This window comes from Aeromonas sp. s3, from assembly GCF_040907805.1.
In the GTDB taxonomy this organism is placed as follows: domain Bacteria; phylum Pseudomonadota; class Gammaproteobacteria; order Enterobacterales; family Aeromonadaceae; genus Aeromonas; species Aeromonas dhakensis.
In genome coordinates, this window is the sequence record NZ_JBFOCQ010000021.1 from 101,310 (window position 1) to 127,437 (window position 26,128).

At 53.4% G+C, this 26,128-nt stretch carries 23 protein-coding genes; 7 read left to right on the forward strand and 16 right to left on the reverse strand.

Annotation, left to right across the window (positions count from 1 at the left end):
* Positions 1 to 10 precede the first annotated feature (10 nt).
* The 5 genes from AB5Y98_RS11155 to AB5Y98_RS11175 are packed head-to-tail and all read left to right on the forward strand — an operon-like array spanning position 11 to position 5,122.
* On the forward strand, positions 11 to 1,069 hold the full coding sequence (locus tag AB5Y98_RS11155; RefSeq protein ID WP_080632841.1) for a glycosyltransferase family 2 protein: 1,059 nt from the start codon (positions 11 to 13) through the stop codon (positions 1,067 to 1,069).
* Positions 1,062 to 2,186, forward strand: a complete 1,125-nt coding sequence (gene gmd, locus AB5Y98_RS11160; protein ID WP_017781250.1) for a GDP-mannose 4,6-dehydratase — start codon at positions 1,062 to 1,064, stop codon at positions 2,184 to 2,186. Before AB5Y98_RS11155 ends, gmd begins: the two co-directional genes overlap by 8 nt.
* A 4-nt stretch (positions 2,187 to 2,190) precedes the next feature.
* Complete coding sequence (locus AB5Y98_RS11165; protein WP_368231916.1) at positions 2,191 to 3,153, forward strand: GDP-L-fucose synthase family protein; 963 nt, start codon at positions 2,191 to 2,193, stop codon at positions 3,151 to 3,153.
* Positions 3,154 to 3,161: 8 nt separating this feature from the next.
* Positions 3,162 to 4,214 carry a hypothetical protein gene (locus tag AB5Y98_RS11170; RefSeq protein WP_157835331.1) on the forward strand — a complete coding sequence of 351 codons (1,053 nt, stop codon included), beginning with the start codon at positions 3,162 to 3,164 and terminating at the stop codon, positions 4,212 to 4,214.
* Positions 4,215 to 4,225: 11 nt separating this feature from the next.
* Entirely contained in the window at positions 4,226 to 5,122 is an 897-nt protein-coding gene (locus AB5Y98_RS11175; RefSeq protein ID WP_368231917.1) for a CatB-related O-acetyltransferase, read from the forward strand.
* 91 nt (positions 5,123 to 5,213) lie between these two features.
* Here AB5Y98_RS11175 and AB5Y98_RS11180 read toward each other — a convergent pair whose 3' ends face one another.
* The 16 genes from AB5Y98_RS11180 to AB5Y98_RS11255 form a co-directional block, all read right to left on the reverse strand.
* Positions 5,214 to 7,469: an N-acetylneuraminate synthase family protein gene (locus tag AB5Y98_RS11180; RefSeq protein ID WP_026140866.1), complete on the reverse strand. Its 2,256-nt coding sequence runs from the start codon at positions 7,467 to 7,469 to the stop codon at positions 5,214 to 5,216.
* On the reverse strand, positions 7,469 to 8,146 hold the full coding sequence (locus tag AB5Y98_RS11185) for an acylneuraminate cytidylyltransferase family protein (protein WP_368231918.1): 678 nt from the start codon (positions 8,144 to 8,146) through the stop codon (positions 7,469 to 7,471). The genes AB5Y98_RS11180 and AB5Y98_RS11185 overlap by 1 nt, the downstream gene beginning before the upstream one ends.
* Positions 8,147 to 8,164: 18 nt before the next feature.
* Positions 8,165 to 9,025, reverse strand: a complete 861-nt coding sequence (locus AB5Y98_RS11190; RefSeq protein ID WP_080632839.1) for a class I SAM-dependent methyltransferase — start codon at positions 9,023 to 9,025, stop codon at positions 8,165 to 8,167.
* Positions 9,026 to 9,146: 121 nt separating this feature from the next.
* A complete protein-coding gene (locus tag AB5Y98_RS11195) occupies positions 9,147 to 10,556 on the reverse strand; it encodes a phosphomannomutase (protein WP_017781243.1) in 1,410 nt (469 codons plus the stop codon).
* A complete protein-coding gene (locus AB5Y98_RS11200; RefSeq protein WP_368231919.1) occupies positions 10,550 to 11,980 on the reverse strand; it encodes a mannose-1-phosphate guanylyltransferase/mannose-6-phosphate isomerase in 1,431 nt (476 codons plus the stop codon). The genes AB5Y98_RS11195 and AB5Y98_RS11200 overlap by 7 nt, the downstream gene beginning before the upstream one ends.
* A 92-nt stretch (positions 11,981 to 12,072) precedes the next feature.
* A complete protein-coding gene (gene pseC, locus AB5Y98_RS11205; RefSeq protein ID WP_336291281.1) occupies positions 12,073 to 13,206 on the reverse strand; it encodes a UDP-4-amino-4,6-dideoxy-N-acetyl-beta-L-altrosamine transaminase in 1,134 nt (377 codons plus the stop codon).
* Positions 13,203 to 14,207: a UDP-N-acetylglucosamine 4,6-dehydratase (inverting) gene (pseB, locus tag AB5Y98_RS11210; RefSeq protein ID WP_042050070.1), complete on the reverse strand. Its 1,005-nt coding sequence runs from the start codon at positions 14,205 to 14,207 to the stop codon at positions 13,203 to 13,205. The genes pseC and pseB overlap by 4 nt, the downstream gene beginning before the upstream one ends.
* A gap of 222 nt (positions 14,208 to 14,429) precedes the next feature.
* Positions 14,430 to 16,259, reverse strand: coding sequence for a maltodextrin glucosidase (gene malZ / locus AB5Y98_RS11215; protein WP_017784202.1), 1,830 nt, complete (start codon positions 16,257 to 16,259; stop codon positions 14,430 to 14,432).
* Between the two features lie 5 nt (positions 16,260 to 16,264).
* Positions 16,265 to 17,113 (reverse strand): HDOD domain-containing protein, encoded by an 849-nt coding sequence (locus AB5Y98_RS11220; RefSeq protein WP_017764864.1) that lies wholly within the window; start codon positions 17,111 to 17,113, stop codon positions 16,265 to 16,267.
* 80 nt (positions 17,114 to 17,193) lie between these two features.
* Positions 17,194 to 17,613, reverse strand: a complete 420-nt coding sequence (locus AB5Y98_RS11225) for an META domain-containing protein (protein ID WP_042050072.1) — start codon at positions 17,611 to 17,613, stop codon at positions 17,194 to 17,196.
* A gap of 176 nt (positions 17,614 to 17,789) precedes the next feature.
* Positions 17,790 to 19,151: a molecular chaperone gene (yegD, locus tag AB5Y98_RS11230; protein ID WP_368231920.1), complete on the reverse strand. Its 1,362-nt coding sequence runs from the start codon at positions 19,149 to 19,151 to the stop codon at positions 17,790 to 17,792.
* 106 nt (positions 19,152 to 19,257) lie between these two features.
* Positions 19,258 to 20,247: a 2-hydroxyacid dehydrogenase gene (locus AB5Y98_RS11235; protein WP_368231921.1), complete on the reverse strand. Its 990-nt coding sequence runs from the start codon at positions 20,245 to 20,247 to the stop codon at positions 19,258 to 19,260.
* A gap of 77 nt (positions 20,248 to 20,324) precedes the next feature.
* Positions 20,325 to 20,804 carry a CreA family protein gene (locus tag AB5Y98_RS11240; RefSeq protein WP_010635766.1) on the reverse strand — a complete coding sequence of 160 codons (480 nt, stop codon included), beginning with the start codon at positions 20,802 to 20,804 and terminating at the stop codon, positions 20,325 to 20,327.
* 21 nt (positions 20,805 to 20,825) lie between these two features.
* On the reverse strand, positions 20,826 to 21,272 hold the full coding sequence (locus AB5Y98_RS11245; protein ID WP_368231922.1) for a DUF962 domain-containing protein: 447 nt from the start codon (positions 21,270 to 21,272) through the stop codon (positions 20,826 to 20,828).
* 53 nt (positions 21,273 to 21,325) lie between these two features.
* Positions 21,326 to 22,183: a hypothetical protein gene (locus AB5Y98_RS11250; protein WP_024942065.1), complete on the reverse strand. Its 858-nt coding sequence runs from the start codon at positions 22,181 to 22,183 to the stop codon at positions 21,326 to 21,328.
* A 173-nt stretch (positions 22,184 to 22,356) separates the two neighbouring features.
* The gene (locus tag AB5Y98_RS11255; RefSeq protein ID WP_010635769.1) at positions 22,357 to 22,743 is read right to left on the reverse strand and encodes a TraR/DksA C4-type zinc finger protein; all 387 of its coding nucleotides are present in this window, start codon (positions 22,741 to 22,743) and stop codon (positions 22,357 to 22,359) included.
* A gap of 468 nt (positions 22,744 to 23,211) precedes the next feature.
* Between AB5Y98_RS11255 and AB5Y98_RS11260 the strand changes: the two genes are divergently transcribed.
* Together AB5Y98_RS11260 and AB5Y98_RS11265 are read left to right on the forward strand one after the other, a co-directional pair.
* Positions 23,212 to 24,543: a glutamine synthetase family protein gene (locus AB5Y98_RS11260; protein WP_017764859.1), complete on the forward strand. Its 1,332-nt coding sequence runs from the start codon at positions 23,212 to 23,214 to the stop codon at positions 24,541 to 24,543.
* Between the two features lie 175 nt (positions 24,544 to 24,718).
* Entirely contained in the window at positions 24,719 to 26,080 is a 1,362-nt protein-coding gene (locus tag AB5Y98_RS11265) for an aspartate aminotransferase family protein (protein ID WP_005306621.1), read from the forward strand.
* Positions 26,081 to 26,128 lie beyond the last annotated feature (48 nt).

Consider the following 26,128-nt stretch of genomic DNA (forward strand, 5'->3'; position numbering starts at 1 on the left):
TGAAAATTGAATGAAAGTTTCTATCATTACAGCAACATATAATAGTGCTGCAACTATCGAAAGATGCTTATCTAGTGTGGCTAAACAAACAGCCATTTCCCAGATAGAGCATATTATTATCGATGGCCGTTCTTCAGATCAAACACTTACCCTAGTGTCTACATTTCCACATATAGCGAAAGTAGTGTCAGAAGCAGATAACGGTGTTTATGATGCTTTCAACAAAGGATTAGCTGCTGCAACGGGTGAAATTATTTATTATCTTAGCTCAGATGATCATCTCTGTGACTCAGATGTTATTTATGATATTTTGGCCGAATTTGTAAAAGACGATTCTCTAGATTATTTGGCTGCTAGAGTTATTATAAAGGATCCTGCGACCAATGCTGAGTGGATTTTGCATGGAAATGAATTGCGTAATGGTGAACAGGAATTTAGCCATCCTCATCATCAAGGCTTTTTCATGAAGCGAGCCCTGCTGCAGGAATATGGTGGTTTTCCCCGGTCTTTTAATATAGCTGCTGATTCCTATATTATGTTGAAGACCATTCTTTTTAAGCGTGGGGATTTTTCTGACAGAACAGTGGCCCATTTCTATCTTGGTGGGCTGAGCAGTAATATTGAAAACTATAACCTAATCAATCGGGAAACCAGGATTATTTACGAACTTCTTGATTTGGAAAGGGTAAACCAACAAGACGTAGCTTTGGCATTGGCAAATAAAAATATGACGTTATTGAAGCGGCTTTTTCATAGTTATTTGGAGAAGGAGCAAGATGTTTCAGTACTGAAAGGAAGACGTATTGGTATCTTTGGTACCGGTATTATGGCTAACATAATATACATGCTGCTTGAAAAATCGGGTATTGTGACAGACTTCTTTATTACCTCTCTGGGGAGTGATAGTACCTTTAATGGTAGACAAGTCTGGTCTTTACATGATTTCCCCTCCAATGTGGAAATTTTATTTAACTCTGTAGAGGGAGAGCATGGTGATGAAATAGTTTTGAAGTTACAACACAAGGCTCCTGTAGCACGGATCATCAAGTGGCATGAAATCTATGAATAAGAAAGTCGCACTTATCACTGGTGTAACCGGGCAGGATGGCTCCTATTTGGCCGAGTTTCTGTTAGAAAAAGGGTATCAGGTGCATGGGATCAAGCGTCGAGCGTCATCGTTCAATACTCAACGTATAGACCATATCTACCAAGACCCTCATATTGAACATCAAAACTTTGTACTGCATTATGGTGATCTGACGGACTCCTCTAACTTGACCCGTATTATTCAAGAGGTTCAGCCAGATGAGGTATATAATTTGGGGGCTCAATCTCACGTAGCCGTCAGCTTTGAGTCTCCGGAATATACGGCCGATGTGGATGCTATGGGCACACTGCGCCTGCTAGAGGCGATCCGGTTGTTGGGATTGGAGAAAAAAACCCGGTTTTATCAAGCTTCGACGTCAGAGTTGTTTGGCCTGGTCCAAGAGATACCGCAAAGAGAAACCACCCCCTTCTATCCACGCTCTCCTTATGCCGTTGCCAAACTTTATGCATACTGGATCACGGTGAACTATCGTGAGGCTTATGGTTTATATGCATGCAACGGTATTCTTTTTAATCATGAATCTCCCCGTAGGGGAGAAACTTTTGTTACTCGAAAGATTACCAGAGGTTTGGCCAATATTGCCCAAGGTTTGGATAGTTGTCTCTACATGGGGAATATTGATTCTCTACGGGATTGGGGTCATGCAAAGGATTATGTACAACTACAATGGCTCATGTTACAGCAAGAAGAACCTGAAGACTTTGTGATAGCGACTGGCGAGCAGTATTCTGTGCGTCAGTTCATTCTTTGGGCAGCAGAAGATGTAGGTATGCAATTACGTTTCGAAGGCAAGGGTGTTGAAGAAGTTGCAGTGGTGGTATCAGCCAAGGGAGAGTTGGCTCCGGCAGTTCGTCCTGGTGATGTGGTCCTTCGTATTGATCCCCGGTATTTCCGTCCTGCAGAAGTTGATTCTTTGTTAGGTGATGCGAGTAAAGCACGAGAAAAACTGGGTTGGAAACCCAGTATTACAGTCAGAGAAATGTGTGCCGAAATGGTTGCTGCTGATGTGAAAGTAGCGCAGTGCCATGCCTTGTTGAAAAAGCACGGATTTGAGATTGGTGAGTCCATGGGGGACTGAATATATGGCTAAGAAGAGAGTCTTTGTTGCTGGACATCTCGGCATGGTAGGACAAGCCTTGTGTCGGCAACTTACGATGCTGGATTCAGTTGAACTGGTGACCGCTACTCGAGGTGAGCTAGATCTGACAGATCAACAAGCGGTAAAACGGTTTCTGATGCATCAACAAATAGATGAAATATATGTGGCGGCTGCCAAGGTTGGAGGAATTTATGCAAACGAAAGTTTCCCAGCCGAATTCATCTACCAAAACTTGATGATTGAAGCTAATTTAATTCACAGTGCACATCTTGCTGATGTACAGAAAATGTTATTTCTGGGATCTAGTTGCATTTATCCAAAGTTGACCCCACAACCCATTTCGGAAGAGGCACTGCTTACCGGCCCATTGGAGCCGACCAATGAACCTTATGCTATTGCCAAAATTGCCGGTATTAAACTGTGTGAAAGTTACAATAGGCAATATGGAAGAGATTATCGCTGTGCCATGCCGACCAATCTTTATGGCCCATATGATAATTTTCACCCTCAGTACAGTCATGTTATCCCTGCTTTAATAGGAAAGTTCTATCGAGCCATTGAACAAGGCGATAAGTTTGTAGAGATCTGGGGTAGTGGCAACGCCCGTCGTGAATTCATGCATGTCGATGACTTGGCGGCAGCATGCTTACATATTATGTCTATATCTAAACAAAACTTACAGTCACTGACTGATCCTAGATGTTCTCATATTAATATTGGAACTGGTATTGATTGCTCTATTCGTGAAGTGGCAGAGCTTCTTAAAGCTATCAGTGGTTTCACCGGAGAGTTTTGTTTTGATGAGAATAAACTTGAGGGTACTCCTGTAAAAAGACTGGATGTAACAAGATTGAATAAATTGGGTTGGCAGGCAACCACTACATTGGAGTTAGGCATGCGAAATGCGTGGGACTGGTATGTTAATAATGTTAATTTAAAAGAATAAGGTTTTTTATGAGTGTTGTGTGGATTGGTGCTTCAAGCTTGGCTGAAAAGCTTTTTAATAAATGGGTTCGTATTTATGGTGATACAGTCCCTAGAGTTATTTTGGATAATGATCCAAAGAAAAGTGGTCGCTTGTTTAATGGTATAACGATTGATCTGGTCACGAATATAAATGAATATTTGCAGAGTGATAGTAAGATAATCATTACGTCATCTTATGTGACAGAGCTCCAGTGCCAACTAAGTGAGTTGGGTGTTAAACACACCATCATGGATTATAGTACATATGATAGTATTATTTCTAGCCATGTGTTGAACAAGAATAAGCAACTTAAAGATAAGCGAAAAACTGATCGTTGTTTTATCATTGGCAATGGACCTTCACTGAAAACTATAAATTTAAGCAAGTTAGCCCAGTTTGACTGTATTGCGGTTAATCATGCCTATAAAAGCCATGAGATTGTTAAATTATTACCTAAATTCTGGATATTGGCAGACCCTCTCTTTTGGTTGAAAAGTGATTTATTACTAGAACCAATAATTAACGTGCTGTCGACTAAACTTCCTGATACCAGATTAGTAGTCAATGCTGATGCTTTACATTATTTTGACAGGCAAAAAGCGGAAATGGAGAACCTCTATTTCTATGATATGTCATCTGGGCTTGCTACAGATGAGATAATAAGCTGTGACTTTAGTGCGAAAATGCAGCATTGTGCTCAGAATGTATTATGTCCTGCGATACTACTGGCCCTTTATATTGGATATGAAGAAATTTGTTTGGTTGGATTTGATCATACTTGGTGGGCTTTTACTAAGGAGGATATATTGTCTGGAAAGGTTATTCCGCATGTTTACCAACATACTTCGGTGGATGATAAAATATCACTCGATGCATATAAGGAATTGGGTTTTCATGGACTGCGAGAAACTATTGAACGACAAAAGTTAGAGTATGGTTATATTCGTCGACTTGCCGAAAGAAGAGGGCAGAAGATATACAATATAACGTCTGGTGAGCTAGATTGTTTTGTTAATAAGAAGGCAGATTTTTTTCTATAAGGAAAGCCTTTATGCTAATGTTACATCGCCTTATGATTGAAGAAAAACTCTCTCGTGGTAGAAATTTAATCATCTATGGTACTGGGTCTGCGGCAGAGGATTTTATTAATAAAAATTCTTGGTTGTATTCACAAGTGACTTTTTTTATGACTACACGTCCTGAGAAAAAGTGCTTTCTTGGCAAAGAAGTTGTTACTCCGGATAGTTATTCACAGCCCATTAATGAGGCTTTTATAGTAATTGTTAGTTCGTTTTTTATAGAAATAAGCCAATATTTGCGTGATATTGGCTTAAAGGAGGGGGAACACTTCATTCAGGTCTTTAAAAATGTAGATGTATCGACAACCTCAAAACGTAGCATCAATGGCGTTGAGGTTGGAAAGTATACATACGGCTATGAACGCCATTGTTTCAAAGGTTCATTACTTGAAAGCATTGGTGCTTTCTGTTCCATTAATGAGTCAGTTAAAATCGGCGAGTTCAATCACCCTCTCGATTGTATTACATCCCATCCCCTACTCTATATATCCAAACATGATATTCTAGGTTATGAAGGTGTTCCTGGTATCTGGGAGAATGACGATCTATTGGATTTGTATAACATGTCTTCCAATCAAAAGATTACGATTGGCAATGATGTATGGATTGGTGCTAATGCAATTATATTACCTGGGGTGACAATTGGCGATGGTGCTGTGGTCGGGGCTGGTGCTGTAGTGACTCGTGATGTACCTGACTATGCCATCGTGGTGGGAGTCCCGGCTAAAGTTATTCGTCAACGCTTTAATAAGGAACAAATTTCAATATTGAAAAGAATATGTTGGTGGGATTGGGATGATGAGCAGATTCAAGAAAATGCTGGGCTCATTAAGAACCCAGATCTATTTTTTTCATACTATAGTAATTAGGATAATGATCAGATTTTGATAAATCTATGGTATATCAAAAAAAGATGATTTTTGTTATGTTTCGCTGGGAAGTAATATAGCTACCGCCTCATTAAAGCTTAAATTGCTCGAGTCTCTCTAGTGCTATCCAGAATCCTTCGCCGTTATTTTTGTGCCCTTGCCATATTTCAGGAATAAAGGATGCTGTTGGTGCGTGTTGCTTCAATAATTCAGAGACTTCGTCAAAGTCTATCTCTCCCTCACCGATTTGCAGCCCTTCGCCATCAACATCCTTAGCATCAACAAGGTGCAAGTGAGCCGTATATGGAGCTATTTGTCGAATAAATCTTGCAAAGGAATCCTTATTCAGGTTACAGGCAAGTTTTGAATGTGATATATCCAAACATACTCTCATCCCCTGTTTTTCACAGAAGTCAGAAATCTCGTCGGCCTCCATGAATAGATTGTGATAGCGTTGCCCACCAAAATGCCATGGATAAGGAGGCATTGTCTGAGGAATAATTTCGACCCCTTGGCTGTCAAGCTTTTTTATAGCTTCCGCGATTAACTTATATTTAACCTCGCGCTCTGAACGTGGCATGAAACTATCTAAAGTGAATCCACCTGCATTGATGATGATTAGAGGTTTAGTCGCGCGATGAAAGTAAGAGGCTATCTGACGAGTTTTATCAATAACCCTTTGCAATTCTTTAATAGAGTGTTCACGATATATTTTATCTTCTGAACAGAGATCCATTATATGGTCTCCATAAAATAACTCAGGACTATGTACTATTACATCAAGGTCATAGCCTTCAGATGCTAAATAATCTGCAGGATCAAGATCTAGGTCCTTGTAGCTAAGGTGAAACTCAACTAAATCTAGATTGGTCTTCCCAAGCATATCTTTCAGGTCATGGTAGCGGACTGGGATACCAAAAGGACGATTGAATGAATATTGACGAGCATGTGTGGTCTTTTCATTAAGATCAGATGGATAGAAGAAATCACCAACAGCGATATCTCGTCGAGCAACCATACCTATGAGTTTATTTTTTTCATATGGAGGCAATCCTTTTCCGGGGCTACGTATGTCTACAGCGTTCGACGTGATAATTTCTCCAATTTTTAGATCCCTGGTACATATTAGACTCTTTCCAAGCACTTCTCGATTCATCATTTCTCCCTGAGTGACTTCTCTAGCTTTGCGATGTCCCATAGCGAGCTCTATTTCACGAATCCCCTGAACCATCATAGTGAATTCATCTGGCAGCAAACTGACTCGATGGTCATTGCCTTCCATGTTCCTGTCCAGAGTGAAGTGTTTTTCAATAACCTTTGCTCCCAAACTAACTGCTGCCATAGCGACCGACATTCCACGTTCATGACCAGAATAACCAACATGGCCACTTTGAATGAGTTCCTGTAAGCGACTTATGTATTTTAGATTGATGTCTTTGAAGGGCGCAGGGTAAGTCGAGTTGCAATGTAAAATTATGAATTGGGTACCATTTCTCTGAAAGAGAGCAATAGCATTTTTTATTTCTTGCTCACTGGACATACCAGTAGAACAAATCAGTGGTTTACGTGTAAGGATCAGTTTTTCTAGGAATTCATGATTTGTCAGGTCTGCCGAGGCTACTTTGTACGCCGGCATGCCATAGTTTTCCAATTCATCAAGGCTGGTTGCATCCCAAGGTGTGCAGAGAGGGATAATGCCTTTCTCTTTGCAGTAATCGAATACTTCAATCAGTTCCTTAGTAGTCAGCTGGAAGCGCTCTAGCAACTGAAGCGTATACTCTGATCCGAGATCTTCTCCAGCCGTTTTTTGGGGTGTATTTTGACGATACATGGAAGCTAAATGGCGCATTTGAAACTTGGCACAATTGGCCCCACTAGCAACAGCCAAGTCTACCAATTTTTTTGCCAATACAATGTCACCGTTATGGTTGTTGCCAATCTCGGCTATTATAAAGGTCGGACTTTCTTCTGCTATTACGAAATTATCTATCTGGATTGGCTGGTTGTGTTGTGTAGCAACTGCCATCAAGCGATGTTGTCTATCGAGTAGAGGGAGATATTTAATTCGACTTGAAAACAGAGCGGAAATACTCTCGTGAGGACTTTCTATGTCTGCGCTCGTAAAATTATGGTTGCTAACTATGGCAACTGGTAAGGACAAGTCGAAGTTAGTTTCCTCTAGTAACCAGCGTCTTAAGTCACCATCTGTCATTACTCCTTCGAGAACACCACTTTGAGTCAAAACAAAAACGATACCACTCTTGTTCAGACTCATTTTTTGTAATGCATGCATTATGGTTTCATCGCTGAAAACAACATAACGAGTAACATTTCTATCAATGATCATTAAAGATATTCCCGTATCAGAGTTTCTACAATAGCAAAGTCAGTTAGAGAGTCTATTTCCCAAGACTCATATTCTTGCATAGAGTACATAGCTATTTTACCCCCAAGACGATTTTTCTTCGCTCTTAGCAAGGGGATTTTAGTAAGATATATGGACCCATTTTCACGATACTGACGATCTGCTTCTCGAATATCCTGCCTTCTGGGGCGATTCTCATAATCGTAAAGCGCTCTAGGTGAAGAAGGAGATTTCCAGAAAAAAGCATGACTCTCGCAAACGGATACGAGTGAATCAGCTCGTTCGCGGCAGAACTGATCTATGGCGTTGGCAATGCTTTCCGGCATGCGTAAAGGTGAGGTAGGCTGAAGCAGCACGACAACTTCATCATTATCAGCGTCTAACCAATGCTCCATGGCATGGAGCATGACTTCTTCAGTTGAAGTGTGATCTTGAGCAAGCTCAGAGGGTCTGAGTTCTGGTACTTCAGCTCCCCAACTCTGGGCGACATTGGCGATGTGTACTGAATCAGTAGAAACAATCACTCGACTAATCTGGTTACAAGCCAAGGCTTGACGGATGCTCCAACTGATGAGTGGCGCCCCCATGATAGGTCTGATGTTTTTATCAATGACACCTTTTGAGCCTCCCCTTGCAGGGATAAGTGCAGTGAATTTCATTTATCTTCTTCCTGAAGCTTAACAACGAGCAATAAACAATAAAGTGTCAGTACAATTTCTTATGGCATTATAATTACCATAAGCCTCATGCAGTATACGTGCCGATTCATCCATTATCGTATTGCCCATCCCAGAGGGCTTTTTATCAGTCAGCCAATACAGGTGATTCCATATGGGATAACGCTGTACAGCTACTTCCGATTGTACTGTCCAACCACTTTTTTCAAGTAATCGGTGTAACGATGCCCTTGTATGTAAGACAAGATGCTCTGACCAGAAAGTAAATTGACGATATTCTTCAGGGCCATTCAACAACAACCAATCCTTGGCGTGCGGAACCTCAATGATTAGTTGGCAGCCTTTGGATGCTATCGATTTTAGTTCTTCCAATATATCTTGAGGGGAAAGCAGATGTTCTAAAACATGAAAGAGACTAATCACTTCAGGCTGAAAATTAGTAACTTGTTCCAAAGATGACTCGATATGGAAGCCATCCTGCCGGAGTTGATCCCTATCTCCTTCGTTTATCTCTATACCTATTGCAGACAAACAAAGATGAGCATCTTTGCGTAACTGGTAACCAGGGCCACATCCAAAGTCTAGCCAGCGACGTCCAGGTATCAGAGAGGATAAAACTTTCGTTCTTCTTTCTGCATCAAGCAAGTCCACTTCACTGCGATACTTTCCACATCCCATCGAGTTTTTCTGTGTATAATAATGTGCTGTTTTTCCAGCATCAGTAGGGTCTAGATAGATTATGCCAGTTAATGTATCTTTGTATACGGCTATATGCAGGTCTCTGCACGCTGGGCTTATAATTATACTTCTGTTTGGTGAAATTAGGTCTTCAGCTAACAAAAAGTCAAAAATGTTATTCATGATCCTTTGCCCTGTCTGAAATCTGATGAAAATATAAATTAATGTGAGGCTATGGTCGAAAAGTTTAGAAAATCATCGACGAAGTCACCAATTACTTAAGACTTGTTGAGAGAATATATCTCTATTCCATATCGATCAGTCTTTTAATAAGCTTCAGGTTGTTATTTACTAATGTTATAGCTTGAGCTTGGGTATTAGCCTCTGCATAACAGCGAAGTTCCGGCGCATTGGCGGAAGCTCGCAAGTGTAAGATATTGTTACCCGTAAGCTGGATTCTTATACCATCAGTCAGATCTATATCAAGATACGTATCTGTTGCCAGCCCCAGTAACTGAAAAAGCCAAGTGGGCTCATTGCTGGCTTTTTGCATCAAGGCCGTCGGATTAACCTTGATCCTGTCGCTATGAGTAAAGCGGTTTGGTAGCGTGGCCAAAATGGCAGCAAGCCCTTTTTCTCTTGCCTGGATCAATGCAGCCAATGCTGGTAGCAGGGCATCACGAGTGGGGAGGGCCGAAAGATGCCGCCCTTTATGATCAATGCTACTGCCTAACATGAAGCCTCCATTTGCTTCAAAACCGGCTACTTTGCCTGCGAGGGCCCCCATCGCTTCCAATACATAAGGAGATCCAATCCGAGTGCGTATGACTTGTGTGACAATTTCCGATCGTTCAACGGCACTATTGCAGTTAAGTGGCATGGCCACGCTCTGTATGCCTAGGTATTGGCAACAGAGTAGCCCCAATATGTCTCCCTTTATCCAATGGCCCTGCTCGTCGGCGAGCATGGGCCTGTCACCGTCACCATCGGTGGAAAAAAGAGCATCCAGACCATATTGGCGGGTCCAATTGATGGCTATCTGTTCATCTTCCTGGCTTAGGGCTTCTGTATCGATGGGGACGAAATCATTGCTACGCCCTAATGGTATCACCGTTGCTCCGAGGGCCTTGAAAATAGTAGGGTAGATGTCTCGTCCGGCACTGCTGTGTTCGTAAATGCCAATCCGTTTATGTGCCAGTGCGTTTTCGTTGAAAAAATGCAAGTAACGCTCTGTATAGCGCACTGCTGCCTCTGTGGAGGGCCGCAGCGTGGGCTGTGCCATTATCTTGGAGAACACTATATCCGCTTCTAGGATCTGTCGTTCTTCAGTTTTGGTGATCTCTCCACCAGGGCCATAGAACTTGAGACCATTTCGGTCATGTGGGATATGACTACCGGTCACCATGATGGCCGGAATGCGGCAATGAATGGCTTGTAATGCCAAGGCAGGTGTTGGTAGTACCCCATAGAAGAGGGGCTCAACGCCAAGTTGTTGCAGGGCGGCGGCGCAGGCGCTTGCCATGCCGAGGCTACTGGGCCTGTTGTCTATGCCTAGCGCTACCTTGTTAAAGGCATAGCGCTCATGCATGACTGAGATGAAGGCATGCGTAAATGCCTGGCAGGCTTCCGGCGTCAATTGGCTGACCAAGCCCCTTACACCGCTTGTACCAAAGCCTAAACCACTGTGCTGGATAATCGTCTTGGTACTCAGCATGGCTCGCTCCCATCTTTGTGATAGTGCTCCCCCAGCCTTACAATGTCGTCTTCCCCCAGATAGGAGCCTGATTGAACTTCGATAAGTACCAAGTCGACTTTACCCGGGTTTTCCAACGAGTGAACGGTTGCAATAGGGATATAGACGGACTCATTTTCCGTGATGAAACGCTCGACACCGTTCATTGTCATCCTGGCTGTTCCGGAGACCACTATCCAGTGTTCGGCCCTGTGGTGATGCAGTTGCAGAGAAAGCTTGGCACCAGGCTTGACTGTGATGCGTTTGACGTGGAAACGCTCTCCGGTATCGATGGCATCGTATTTGCCCCAAGGACGGTAAACCTCGCGATGGAGCTCGACTTCCGGGCGATGCATACTCTTGAGATGTGATACTAGCGTCTTGACGTCTTGAACCTTGTCGTGCGCGGCAACGAGTATGGCATCCTTGGTTTCCACTATGACTAGCTTGTCCAATCCAATGGTGGTCACTAGCCGGTTACTGCTTTTGATATAACAATCTGTCGTCTCCAAGGCCAATATGTCTCCCTCCAGTACATTCCCCTGCTGGTCTTTTTCATGGACCTCCCACAGGGTGGACCAAGAGCCTACATCGCTCCATCCTGCATCCATAGTAACGACGACGGCATCATGCGTTTTTTCCATCACCGCATAATCTACTGATTCGCTCGGCGATTCTTCGAAAGCCGCGCTACCGACACGGATAAAATCGAGGTCATGTTGTCTGGTGCTGAACGCTTTTTCACAAGCGGCCAAGATATCAGGACGATAAAGTTTAAGCTCCTCAAGATAGCGGCTGGCCTTGAACATAAAGAGGCCGCTGTTCCAGAGGTATTTTCCAGAGGAGAGATACTGTTTTGCCGTGTCCAGATCCGGTTTTTCGATGAAGGCGTCGACGCGAGAAACGCCTCCCCCAAGAGATTCCCCTGCTCTGAGGTAGCCATAACCAGTTTCAGGTGTTTGGGGGACGATGCCGAATGTCACCAGTTTGCCATTGGCTGCAAAGGGGGATGCGGCCTCTATGGCTTGTCGGAAGGCCTGCGGCTCCTTGATTGCGTGGTCTGCAGCCAGCACCAACAACACGGGGTCATCAGCGATCGTCATACCATGCAGGGCTGCCACAGCGATAGCTGGGGCCGTATTGCGTGCTGAAGGCTCCAGCAGAATATGGTTCTGGACTCCGGCTGCCCGCAACTGCTCCGCGACAATAAAGCGATGGGTCTCATTGCAAACCACGGTGAAGGGGTGAGCGGCAAGTTCTTTGACCCTGCCAATGGTATCCAGCAGCATTGAGGTTTCACCCAACAGCGGCATGAACTGCTTTGGATATAACTCACGAGAAAGAGGCCAGAGCCGACTACCTGATCCCCCCGCCATCACAACTGGCAAGATTGCTGTATCCGTCATTTTATCTCTCTGTATATCGAGTATCTGGACCTTTTGACGGCAAGCTCAGAGCCTGCTTGTTCTTTTATGTACTGCTATGCATCTATGTACTGCTATGCATCGGCAGTTACCAATGTAAATACCTGATGTTGTTCCGCTGTCGTTAAATGAGGGAAAAGCGGGAGAGTGATGGCTCCGTAATAGTGAGTCTCTGCCATCGGTAGGGCTGACTGGTGGCCTTCTTGGTGCCAAGGCTGCTTGTAGATCGGCATATAGTGCACGTTGGCCCCAATGCCCTGATCGCGTAGTCGCTGGAACAGGTTACCGCGCTGTTCGGGGGCAACATGGTGTACATACAGGTGGAATGCGCTGCGCCGCTCTTCGCCGAAATAACGGGGCAGACGTTCAGGGGCCAATGCTTCAAAGTAACGACGGGCAATCTCGCCTCGCTTGGCGATCCAGCTTTCCAGATTCTGCATCTGGCTCAATCCCAATGCTGCCTGGATATCGGTCATGCGGTAGTTGAAGCCCAGCATCTGCTGCTCGTAGTACCAGGGGCCGTTCGGCTCATTGATGAAGTCGGCCGGATCCCGGGTGATGCCGTGGCTGCGCAACATGCTCATGGTTTTGGCGAGCGCAGGGTCATTGGTCATCGCCATGCCACCCTCGCCGGTGGTGATGATCTTCACCGGGTGGAAGCTGAAGACGGTGATGTCGCTGTAGCGGCCGTTGCCGGTGGGTTCGCCGTGATAGCGGGCGCCGAGAGCGTGGCAGGCATCCTCGATGATCCGAAAGCCGTACTCTTGTCCCAGGCGATGGATCTCCTGCATGTCGCAGGGCAGGCCCGCGAAGTGTACCGGGATGACCACCTTGGGCAGACATCCTTGAGCCTTGGCGGCTACCAGCTTGCGCTCCAGCTCCATGGCGCACATGTTGCCGGTATCGGGCTCGATGTCGACGAAGTCGACCTGAGCCCCGCAATAGAGAGCGCAGTTGGCCGAGGCGACAAAGCTGATGGGGGAGGTCCAGACCCAGTCACCCGGGCCCACACCCAGTGCCAGACAGGCGATATGCAGGGCGGCCGTGCCTGAGTTGACCGCCACCCCGAAGCGGGCTCTGCAGTAATCCGCCACTGCCTGCTCGAAGCGGGGCACCACGGGTCCCTGGGTCAGAAAATCTGACCTCAATACTTCGACCACGGCTTCGATATCCGCTTCGCTGATCGACTGTCTGCCGTACGGGATCATTCCATTACCACCTTGCTGTTCAATGCTTTCAGCTGTTCAACCGTCAGAAAATCAGCGTTGTCACGGGAGTTGTACTCGAATCCCTGGGCTACCATGGTTCCCTTTTCACCCGAGGCGGTGACGGAGAAGTCATTGTTGCGATTGTTGAAGTTGATGGTCGGTCCGATGATGAAGAAGTCGTCGAACTCGAAGGTGTGGTAGGAGTCGTCACACGGGCACATCACTTCATGCAGTTTCTCACCCGGGCGGATGCCGATGATCTCCTGCTCCAGCTGAGGGGCCATGGCGGTAGCCAGGTCGGTGATCCGCACCGAGGGCAGCTTGGGCACGAAAATCTCGCCCCCCTTCATGCGCGGGAAGTTGTTCATCACGAAGTCGACCCCCTGCTGCAGGGTGATCCAGAAACGGGTCATCTCGGCGTGGGTGATGGGCAGGGTGGTGGCGCCCTGATCGATCCGTTTCTGGAAGAAGGGCACGACCGAGCCGCGCGACCCCACCACGTTGCCGTAGCGCACCACCGCGAAACGGGTTGGATCCTGACCGGCGATGTTGTTGGCGGCGACAAACAACTTGTCGGAGGCCAGTTTGGTGGCGCCGTACAGGTTGATGGGGTTGGCGGCCTTGTCGGTGGAGAGGGCGATCACTTTCTTGACCTGATTGAGCAGGGCGGCCTGGATGACGTTCTCGGCCCCGTGGATATTGGTCTTGATGCACTCCATGGGGTTGTATTCGGCGGCTGGCACCTGCTTGAGCGCCGCCGCATGCACCACATAGTCGACCCCGCGCATCGCCATGGTTAGCCGGTTGGCATCCCGCACGTCACCGATAAAGTAGCGCATGCAGGGGGCGTTGAAGACCTGCTGCATCTCGAACTGTTTCAGCTCGTCGCGGGAGTAGATGATCAGCCGTTTCGGCTTGTAGCGTTCCAGCACTGTCTTGACCAGCATCTTGCCAAACGAGCCAGTGCCGCCGGTAATCAATAGGGTTTTATTGTCGAACATGACGGATTCTCGCTAGTGATGCCAAGTGACAAGCAATTTATGTGCCTTGGGCCAGTTTAGCCGAAAAGGGGCGGAAGCGGCCTTGTATGATGCCAGTTTTATTCCACTCTGAGTGAACTAACTAGATGATTCATAGAGAAATCCAACCCAGTTCAAACAACTTTATGCGATCTCGGGGGCTTTAACAAAAAGCGGAACACAGGGGTTCCGCTTTTTTGACGCCTAGCTGGAGAGCAGCACTCTGGCCGAGTTGGCGGGGATGGTTAGCTGTACCTCGCCCTGCACCACTTCGAACTTGTCGCCGTTGAAGGCATCGGTGAAGCGGCTGGCGGGGCTGGCGGTCTGCCACAGGGGCAGGCTGATGGTGCGCGGCTCGCTGGGGTGACGGTTGCAGGCCACCACCACCTGATCGCTTTGCAGGGTGCGGGCGAACACATAGCTGTGGGGGCCGGCATAGAGGGTCTGGATGTCGCCGCGGCGCAGGGCCGGACGTTGTCGGCGGATCTGGATTAGCCGGCGGTAGTGGTCGTGCAGCACGTGATCCCAGGCGGTGGTCTCCCACGGGAAGCAACGGCGGCAGTCCGGATCGTTGCCGCCAGAGAGCCCCACTTCGTCGCCGTAGTAGATGGAGGGCACGCCGATGTAGGTGAGCAGCAGGGTGGCCGCGAGCCGCATCCGCTGCTTGTCCTCCCCCAGCAGATGGAGAAAGCGGGCGGTATCGTGGCTGTCCAGCAGGTTGAACTGGGCCAGCTGATTCTTGAACGGGATGTGGGCCCGCGCCAGCTTGAGCCAACGATCAAGCTCTTCGGCGCTGATCTTGATGGGGTGGTAGGCGATGTCCTGGCCAGCCAGGAAGGCGCGGATCGGGTGGGCGAAGCCGTAGTAGTTCATGGCGCCATCCTCCTGATCCCCCTGCAACCACTGGCTCGCCTCGAAGAAGTGCTCGCCCAGCACGTAGGCGTCCGGGTTCTCCTGCTTCACCGCGCCGCGAATGGCGCGCACGTGGCCGCGGTTGCCCTCGGCGGTGCCGCGCTCCCCCAGCATGTGGATGACGTCGAAGCGCCAGCCGTCGATCTGGTAGGGGGCGCGCATCCAGTAGCGCAGGATGGCGTCATCGGCGCGGTAGACGGCGTCCTGCACCTGTTCGCTGGAGAAGTCGAGCTTGGGCAGGCTGCGGATGCCCTTCCAGCTGACGTAATCCCCTTCGCTGTCAAAGGTGTAGAAGCTGCGCCACGGCGAGTCCGGGTTGCGCTGGGCCCCCAGCGGGGGGCAGAACCAGGGGTGCTCGGTGGAGGTGTGGTTGACCACCGCATCCAGGATGATCTTCATGCCGCGCTGGTGCAGGTTGCGGGTCAGCTCGGCAAACTGGGCGTTGGTGCCCAGATGCGCATCCACCTTGAAGTAGTCCTGGGTGTCGTACTTGTGGTTGCTCGGCGAGTCGAAGATGGGGTTGAGGTAGAGCGCCGTCACCCCGAGGGACTGCAGGTAGTGCAGCTTGGCATCGATGCCCGCCAGGTCGCCGCCGTAGAACTCGCAGGCGCCGTGGCCCTCTTCGTGGCGGCTGACCGGCTCGCCCCACGCCTTGCTGATGACCGCCTTGCCGCGGTACTCGTATTCGTGATGTTTGACGCTGAGAGACGGGTCGCCATTGCAGAAGCGGTCCGGGAAGATCTGGTAGAACACCTGATCCTGCACCCAGGCCGGCGGCTGGTGCAGGCTGTTGAAGCGAAAATGCTGTTCCCGCGGCGGCATGGCCGAGCTGACGCCGGCACCGTGCAGCCACCACTGCTCCTCGTCGGTGAGACACTTGAAACAGTAGAGGTGGATGTCCTGCCCCTTGTGAAGCGGCAGGGTGCCCTGCCATACCTGCAGCCGATCGCGGGTGGAGACCGCCGTCATCGGCACCAGATACTCCTCGTTGTCCGGCTCATGGCGCAGCCACACCTCGCGGATCGGCGCGTCCAGCTCGCTGAACAGGGTGAGTTGCAGGGCGTCGGCGCTCTCTTTGAACCAGGGCGCCACCTGGGGATGGAACAGAAACGGATGGGTCATGATGCTTATTGAGTCAGAAGATCGGCGAGGGCATTACCCTGTTCATGCAGTGTTTCGAGCTGACCGGCGAGGGACTTGGGATCCAGTCCCAACTGGTCGGCCAGCGGCTTGGGGAAGCGGGCTATGATGGCCTGGGCCGGCACCCCGGCGTTCCAGGCGAAGGAGATGAAGACCGCCAGGCGGATCAGTACCGCCTCCTTGCTGACCGGATCGTGGGAGAGGGGATCCAGCTGCTGGGAGATGGCGTCAACGAAGGCCTCCGACAGGTTCCAGCGCCGTGCCAGCTCGGCACCGAGCTGGGCGTAGTCGTACCCCAGCATCTCGCGCTGGGCCTCGACCCGGCTGCTCCCTTTCTGGATCGCCAGATTGATGAGCTCCGCCTCTTCCGGCAAGGTGCTCTGGATCAGCAGCTCGCCGATGTTGTGGATGAGGGCGCAGGTGAAGGCGGTCTCGGGGTCGAGCACCTTGGCCTCCTGGGCCAGCGTCTTGGCGATGGTGGCGACCTGGAAGGTCTCGGTCCAGAACTTGTTCTTGTCGAAGCTGGGAGGGGCCTTGAAGCTGCCGATGATGCCGGAGGCGACCACCACAGAGCGCAGCCGGTTGAAACCGAGGCGGATCACCGCCTGTTCGATGGAGGTGACTTCGTTGCCGCGGCGCAGGGCGGCCGAGTTGGCCATTCGCAGCACCTTGACGCTGATCACCTGGTCCATGGCGATCTTGGCCGCGATCTGGTCGATGCGGGCATTTTCATCGCTGAAGCTCTGCATCAACTCATGCAGCAGTTGCGGGATAGTGGGGAGTTGTTTGATCTTGTCAAACAGACGGTCCATCGACATGGCTGAGGCAGCCTCCATTGCTAGCACTGCCTCATATTGTGCCACAGGCGGGGCACATGTTCCTGTTTGTGATCCGGCTTTGTGATGCGAAGGGGGGGTTACAGCACCCAGTCGCGCAGGGTGTATTCCAAACGATGCCGTTTGCCCTGCAGGATCAGGGTCTGGGTGGTACCATCCAGGGTGGCCCCTTCGGTGAGGGTGGTCAGCACCGCCTGCTCCACCGCATCGAGCGGGGCCTGGCAGGCCATCTCTGTGCTGCCCAGACTGGTCACCCAGAACTTGTTCCCCTCGAGGTGGCCCTGACCGAAGTAGCGGTTGCAACCGGCGATGCCGTTGACGGTGAAGTGCTCACCTATCTCGAAATCGGGCGGATTGTCTCGCGCCGCGGTGACGGATTGGCCATCCAGCTTGTCGAGCACCCAGTGGTGGTGCTGCAGGTCTTGCGAGGCAAAGCGGGGAGTACTGCTGCAGGCGCTGAGCAGAAGCAGGGCGAGCAGCAGTAGCAAGAATCTGGGCATGAAAGGGCTCCGGTAGTGGGAGTGACAAGCATACCCTCTGTGCGGCCCCCCAGGCAGGGCAAGGGGGAGTGCCCCCGACCGCTTCTGTCGTCCCGCGGATTGGGCCTGTGTCGTTAAATGGCAACACCAGCCTTGCAAAGGGTGCCTGCGTCGTCGCTGGCACCCTCGCCGGGGCGTCAGTTGCCGAACAGCCGCTCGGCGTAACGGGCCAGACCGGAGGCGACCGAGCCGAAGTCATCGCCCCCCTCCAGCGGTACCTGGGGTAGCTTCTGACGGATGAAGGCCTGGATGAGGGGCGAGCGGGCGCTGCCGCCGGTGATGAAGACCCGGTCCGGCTGGACGCCGGCGGCGGCAATGGCTTCGTCCATCAGCTCACCGATCTTCTCCAGCAGCGGGGTGGAGGCGCTGGCCAGCTGATCTCGCTTGAGCTCGGCCGTCAGCCCGCGCTCCAGCTCGGCCAGAGATTGCTGGGCCGACTCCTCCTGGGAGAGGGCGATCTTGCCCTGCTCGGCGCGCCACACCAGCTGGTGGCTCAGCTTGTGGGCACGCAGGCTGACAAGGCGCCCCAGCTTGCTGCCGGGCAGGCTGTCGAGCTGCAGATCCTGCAGCTGGCGGCCCGTCTCCAGGCTGTAGAAACGGCTCTGTGCACTGACGTCGTTGATGGCGGCGGCATCCCAGAACAGCGGGTGGGGCAGCGGCTTGCCAGTCTTGAGAGTCTCGTGCATGCCGAGCAGCGGCATCATGCCCTCCACCGTCAGCCGGATGTCGAAGTCGTTGCCACCGATGCGCTGACCGCTGTGGCCGAGCAGATCGCCGCTGCGATCAAGCTGGGCACGATGGCTTGGGCCCATCCGCAGCACCGAACAGTCGGTGGTACCGCCGCCGATGTCCACCACCAGCACCACCGCATCATCGTTGAGGCGGGCCTCGAATTCGAAGCCGGCTGCCACCGGCTCATAGAGAAACTCCACCTGCTCGAATCCGGCGAGGCGCGCCGCCTCGCTCAGGATGGCGATGGCCTGACGGTTGCTCTCTTCCCCCGCCAACCCCTGGAAGTTGACCGGGCGGCCAACCACGGCCCGGCGAATAGGCGCGCCGAGCTGCTGCTCCGCCTCGCGCCGCACGTGCAGCATCATGGCGCAGACGATGTCTTCGAACAGGGCGATCTGCGGTGCCTTGAGGCCGTAGGCGCCGAGGAAGGATTTGGGCGACTTGATGTAGTAGCCGTCGTCCGGCTCTTCCAGATAGCGCTCCAGCGCCGCGGCGCCGAAGCTGAGCTCGTCGATCAGCCCCTCTTCGCGCATCTGGCGGCGTACCGCCTGGGCCCGGGTTACCACGGGGCCGCGCAGCTTGAGGTACTCGCTCTGCTGGGCAGGCGCCAGCCCTTCGGCCAGCAGGCCGGCGATGGCATCCCGATGGGGGGCGTGCAGGGTGGAGGGAAGATAGTGGGCACCGCTCAGGTTCAGCAGCCGGGGGCTGCCTTGTTCCATCACGGCGACGGCACAGTTGGAGGTACCGTAATCAAATCCGATAAACATGGGCAGCCAGACTCCTGAGCAAAAAAGGGCTGGTAGCCTACCCGAAGGCGCCGGGTCTCACAACCCGGCGCATGGCAATGAACCGCTGAGGGGAAGGGGAGGCCCCTTATTCCACCTCGTTGTCAGAACGGCCCTGACTGTCGATGGCGCGGATGTTGCTGAGGGTGGTGTCGGCGATGGCGTGCAGCGCCTCGCGGGTCAGGAAGGCCTGGTGGCCGGTGAACAGCACGTTGTGGCAGGCCGACAGGCGGCGGAACACGTCATCGGTGATCACCTCGTTGGACTTGTCGGCGAAGAAGAGATCTTCTTCTTCCTCGTAGACGTCCAGCCCCAGCGCGCCGATACGGGCGGTCTTGAGCGCCTCTATGGCGGCGTTGGAGTCGAGCAGGCCACCCCGGCTGGTGTTGATGATCATCACCCCGTCCTTCATCTTGGCGAACGCCTCCTTGTTCAGCAGGTGGTAGTTCTCCTTGAACAGCGGGCAGTGCAGGCTGATGACGTCGGACTGGCGGAACAGGGTATCGAGATCCACATACTCGGCGCCCAGATCGATGGCCGCCTGGTTCTGATAGGGATCGCTCACCAGCAGGCGCATGCCGAAGCCCTTGAGGATGCGCAGGGTGGCGATGCCGATCTTGCCGGTGCCTATGATGCCGGCGGTGCGGCCGTGCATGTTGAAGCCGACCAGCCCCTCCAGCGAGAAGTTGGCGTCACGGGTGCGTTGATAGGCTTTGTGGATGCGACGGTTGAGGGTCATCATCAGGCCCACCGCGTGCTCGGCGACCGCTTCCGGGGAGTAGGCGGGTACTCGCACCACCTTCAGCCCCAGCTCCTTGGCGGCGGCCAGATCCACGTTGTTGTAACCGGCGCAGCGCAGGGCGATCACCCTGGTGCCGTTGGTGGCCAGCTCGGTCAGCACCTCGCGGTCGGCATCGTCGTTGACGAACAGGCACACCACGGGGAAGCCGTGGGCCAGCCGGGCAGTCTTGGCCTCCAGCCGCACGTCGAAGAACTCAAGTTCATAACCGTACTGGCTGTTGGCCTGATTGAAGTGCTCTTTGTCGTAGCTCTTGGTACTGAAAACGGCGACTCTCATGGTGCGCTCTCCGCAGATAATGATGTAGTTAAATTACAACAAATATGGGTCGTCATCACGGGATAAATGGTGGGGATTCAGCCCCACGGCATGATGGGCACGGCGCTGACCGCACTCTTGTAAGAACCATCCACCAGCTTGGTGCTGTAAGTCAGATAGACCAACGCATTGCGCTTTTGATCGTAAAAGCGCACCACCTTCTGCTCCTTGAACACCAGCGAGGTGCTGACGTCGAACACCTCTTCCCCCGCCTTCAGCTTGGCAGGCAGGGTGATGGGACCAATCTGGTGGCACGAGAGGGAGGCATGGGAGGGATCTTCCGCCAGCCCGAGCCCGCCCTTGACGCCACCGGTTTTGGGGCGTGCCAGATAGCAGGCGACGCCGTCGATGCGCGGGTCGTCGAACGCCTCCACCAGGATCTTGTGGTTGGGGCCAAACAGCTTGAAGGCGGTGCTCACCTCGCCGACGGGGTCGGCCTTGTCGGCCAGTGCCGGGCCGGCAATCAATGCGCCCAGCAGCAGCGGCAGGGCGCGAGCAAGGGTGTGACGGTATCTCATGGTCTCTCCTGTTGGCTTCCCTCAGTAGGGAATGCCCAAACGACGATAGAGGCTGGCCAGCACCCAGGCGGGGCCGATCAGCAGAAATTGCAGGTCGGTAAGGAAGGAGGGGCGCTTGCCCTCGATCCTGTGACCGACGAACTGGGCTATCCAGAGCAGCACGAACCCGGCCAGTGCCGGCCACAGCAGCGGGCCCTGCCAGCTGTGGCAAGCGACCAAGCCCAGCGCGGTCAGCACCGCCATCCCCACGAACAGCGCAAACGACAGCCGCAGGTAGAAGGCCAGCACCGGAATGGCGACCAGCGCAGCCCAGTTGAGCGACGGTGGCAGCGGCCCGGCCGGCAGGCACCAGAGCAGGGCCAGGGCGCAGAGATAGATGCCGGGTACCGCCAGCTTGTGGATCGCCACATTGACCGGGTGCCGGTGACTCTGGCCGTACAGTTCAAACCACTCCACGATTCCCTTCATGGCACCTCCCTGGCGCGCTGTGTGTACCACCTCGGTGTGAGGTGGCCGATTCGTCATCCCTGCGGGGGATACTCCCAATATTGGGCCGGAATGCTCTTGAGCAAGGGGGTCATGTCGGGATTGGGCAGGGCGATGGTGACCCGCTGGTCGAGCTTGGCACTGGCCAGCGCCTCGCGGATCTTGGGGTTCTCCCGGAAGAATTTCATGAAGCTGCCGTCGGCATAGGCCCGCTCAAGCCCGGTCTGAATCGCCTTGGCCAGTTTCGGCGCTTCGGGGCTGACGAAGAAGAACTCGGCGAAGGGGTAGCGGATCAGCAGATGCTGATCGATGACCAGGTTGGGGTATTGCGCCACCAGCTCGCTGCGCTCGGCGAAGATCTCCACCAGGTTGCGCGGGAAGAAGTCCAGCTTGTCGCCGTCGTTGATGAGGCGAAACAGGTTGCTGTAGCGCCCCGAATAGGTGGGGATGCCCGCGTTTTCGAGGATCTTGTTGTCGGCCCAACCCACCCCTTGCGCCGCCTTCAGCTTCTTGAGATCGGCCAGCGAGTTGATCTGGTTGAACTTCTCCTGGGCATCGGCGTGGATGAAGGAGAGCCGCAGCCCTTCCAGACCGCGAAACAACGGGATCGGCACGGCGATGAGGGAGGATTCGAGGGCGCTGGAGGTTCCCATCCAGAACACATTGATGGTTTTGCCCTTGCTGAGCTGCTGCTGCAGGCTGTACTGGTTGAGGTTGAGTTCGACCTGCTGGATGCGAAATGGCTGGTCGGCATGGGTGAGGGCCAGCTCCAGCAGCTTGAGCTGGTACTCTTTGTCGAGGTCATTGATCGGTCGGCTGGGCACCTTGACCGTGAGGGTCTGTGCTTGTGCCAGCAACGGCAGACACAAGCACAGTTTGAGGAACCATTTCACTCTCTGCTCTCCTGTAGATTCCGGGGCTTGCCCGGAGTCTAACAGAACTTGTCACTCTGTTGCTGCGCCGCCGTGGCGCGGGGAGCGGCGAGGCAGGGACCCCGCCTGCATCGAGGCAGACAGGGCCTGCTCGTCATCCCGCCGGCGAGCGCCAGTGACGGTGCCGGGAGGCGTCAGGCGACGCGACGATACACGTGGGTATCGTTGAACTCCTTGGTGCTCTGGCATTCAACGCAGAAGCGGGACTCGGGACGCGCCTGCAGTCGCTTGAGGGAGATCTCGTCACCGCAGGATTCGCAGTAACCGAAATCCCCTTCGCTGATGCGCTTGAGCGCACCACGCAGCTTGCGCAGATGCAGCTTGTCATGCTCGATGCGGTTCAGCTCCAGACGGCGGGCTTCCTCGATGCTGGCACGGTCAATTTCATCAGCCATCTCGTTGGTATCGGTGGCGATGGCCTGGCTGGCCTGGGAGTTGAGGCGATCTTCGAGTTCGAGGATCTGGCGCTCGATCTGTCCCTTGTAAAAGGCCAGTTGGTCTTCAGTCATGAAATCACACATACGATTTACTACCAGTCAGTTTACTAACCCAATTATCCCTGTTTATGGGGGCTGTCTGCCTGCAGACCAAGCCCTGTGTCCTGTATTTGCACCAAATCCATGCAGGAGAGTGCAAATCAGGGCGGGCCTTGTACCAAAAAAATGCAGGCATGCAAAGCAAAGAGGACAAGGATTGTGCGCCCTTGCAAAAAAATGGCCCGATTCCGACAGGGTCTGACTGAGAACATACGGGGGTAACTCGTCTCGTTGGCACCGGCTTTGCAGTGAGTCGTTACCATGACAGGGTGTTTAGTATTTGTCCCCGCCATGGTCATTATATGCGCCGTTATTTATAGTTTTTTAAACACCACCGCTTGACATTGCCCCTGATGGCGGGCTTTTATGGTGGTGTTGATTACAATTTGATAACAAGGGTGTTCCATATATTAGACACCCTTGCCAATGGCAACCGTAGAGTCGGGGTTTAACATGGACAGTATCAAGGGCTGGATGGAGAGCAATCGCATCACGGAAGTGGAGTGCCTGTTTCCGGATTTCACCGGCAATGCCCGAGGCAAGATCATTCCAGCCAACAAGTTTCTGCGCGAAGGGGGCATGCGCCTGCCCGAGGTCATCTTCACCCAGACGGTGACCGGCGAGTATCCGGATGACGACAGCATGATCGACCCGCTGGAGCGGGACATGCAGCTCTATCCAGATCCCAATACCATTCGTTTCGTACCCTGGGCACTGGAGCCCACCGCCCAGGTGATCCACGACTGTTTCGACATCAATGGCAAGCTGATCGACATAGCGCCGCGCTCCGTGCTGCGTCGGGTCCTGTCATTTTACGAGAAGCAGGGCTGGAAGCCGGTGGTGGCCCCCGAGCTGGAGTTCTACCTGGTCAAGCGCAACGAAGATCCCGACTATCCGCTGGTGCCGCCCACCGGCCGCAACGGTCGCCCCGAGACGGCCCGCCAGTCGTTCAGCATCGACGCGGTGAACGAATTCGACCCCATCTTCGAGGACATGTACGACTACTGCGAGGCGCAGGAGCTGGAGGTGGACACCCTGATCCACGAGTCCGGTGCCGCTCAGATGGAGATCAACTTCCTGCACGGGGATGCCATCGATCTGGCCGACCAGGTGTTCCTGTTCAAGCGCACCATGCGCGAGGCGGCCCACCGTCACGGGATTTACGCTACCTTCATGGCCAAGCCGATGAGCGATGAGCCCGGCTCTGCAATGCACATCCACCAGAGTCTGGAAGATGAGAACGGTCGCAACCTGTTTGGGGTTGAGAACGGCGGCAACTCCGAGCTGTTCATGCACTTCATCGCCGGCCTGCAGAAATACACCCCGGCGGTGACCGCGCTGCTGGCCCCCAACGTCAACTCCTACCGCCGCCTCACCTTTGGTGAGAGCGCGCCGCGTAACGTCCAGTGGGGGGTGGAGAACCGCACCTGCGGGCTGCGGGTACCCTTCTCCGAGGCCAGCGCCCGCCGGGTGGAGAACCGCTTCGCCGGCGCCGATGCCAACCCATATCTGGCGCTGGCCGCCACCCTGGCCTGCGGCTACCTCGGCATGATGGAGAAGCTGGAGCCGCTGCCGGAGATGAAGTCGAGCGCCTATGAGCTGCCCTACAGCCTGCCCCGCTCGCTGGAGGAGGCACTGAGCCACCTGGAGCAGTGTGATCCCATCAAGGAGATGCTGGGCGAGCGCTTTACCCGCGCCTTCGTGGCGGTGAAGCGCAAGGAGTATGAAACCTACTTCGGGGTGATCAGCCGCTGGGAACGGGAGTTCCTGCTGCTGAACGTGTGACCCGGGTGCGTGCCTGACGCGCATCGGCCTGCCGGGCGCGTCCGAGGGCGTTCCCGCTCATATCGACAATGCCGGGGTCAAGGTCAGGCTCTCCCATGCGTGAGTTGGGGAGCCCCCCTCCCTCATCCGTTGACGAACAAACATCGCTTACATCGAAGGAACCGAGGAGCAAGCAATGCAGCACACCACCCGTGAGTGGCAGCAACTGGAAGCCAGCCATCACCTGCATCCGTTTACCGATTTTCAGGCGCTGAACAAGAAAGGCAGCCGCATCATCACCCGTGCCGAGGGGGTCTATCTGGAAGACTCCGAAGGCAAGCGCATTCTGGACGGCATGGCGGGCCTGTGGTGCGTCAACCTGGGTTACGGTCGCCAGGAGCTGGTGGACGCCGCCACCCGCCAGATGCAGCAACTGCCCTACTACAACCTCTTCTTCCAGACCAGCCACCCGCCTGCCGCCGAGCTGGCAACCCTGCTGGCCGAAGTGACGCCCTCCCACCTCAACCACGTCTTTTTCACCGGCTCGGGTTCCGAGTGCAACGACACCGTGCTGCGCATGGTGCGCCACTACTGGGCCAGCAAGGGGCAGCCGGAGAAGCAGGTGATCATCAGCCGCCACAATGCCTACCATGGCTCCACCGTGGCTGGGGCCAGCCTGGGCGGCATGAAGGGGATGCACGCCCAGGGCGGGCTGCCGATCCCCGGCATAGTGCACATCGATCAGCCCTATCACTTCGGGGAAGGGCAGGGGATGAGCGCCCACGAATTCGGCCTGGCTCGTGCCCGTCAGCTGGAGGAGAAGATTCTGGAGTTGGGGGTGGACCAGGTGGCCGCCTTCATCGGCGAGCCGATCCAGGGCGCCGGCGGCGTCATCATTCCGCCCGACAGCTACTGGCCCGAGATCCAGCGCATTTGCGACAAGTACGGCATCCTGCTCATCGCCGACGAGGTGATCTGCGGTTTTGGCCGCACCGGCCACTGGTTCGCCAGCGAGGGTTTTGGCATCAAGCCGGACCTCATGTGCCTGGCCAAGGGGATCACCTCCGGCTACCTGCCGATGGGGGCCGTGATGGTGGGGGACAGGGTCGCCAAGGTGCTGGTGGAAGAGGGGGGCGAATTCAACCACGGCTTCACCTACTCCGGTCATCCGGTGGCCTGCGCCGTGGCCATTGCCAACATTACGCTTATGCAAAACGAAAGCATAGTTAAGCGAGTTCATGATAGTATCGGCCCCTATTTGCAGCGTCGCTGGGCGGAGCTGGCGGACCATCCGCTGGTGGGCGAAACCCGTGGCAAAGGCCTGGTGGCCGCGCTGGAAATAGTGCAGGACAAGCAGACCAACAGCCGCTTCCCGGCTGAGCTGCAGGCCGGTATGACCTGTCGGGAGTTCTGCTTTAACAATGGCTTGGTGATGAGGGCGGTCGGCGATACCATGATCATATCGCCCCCCTTGGTGATCACCGAGGAACAGGTGGATGAATTGGTCAATCTGGCCAGGCTCAGTCTGGATCTGACGGCGGCAAAGCTGCGGGGATAGGCGGGCGCCGGGCAGGTTGGCTTGCGCATACAATTTGCTTAGGAGACA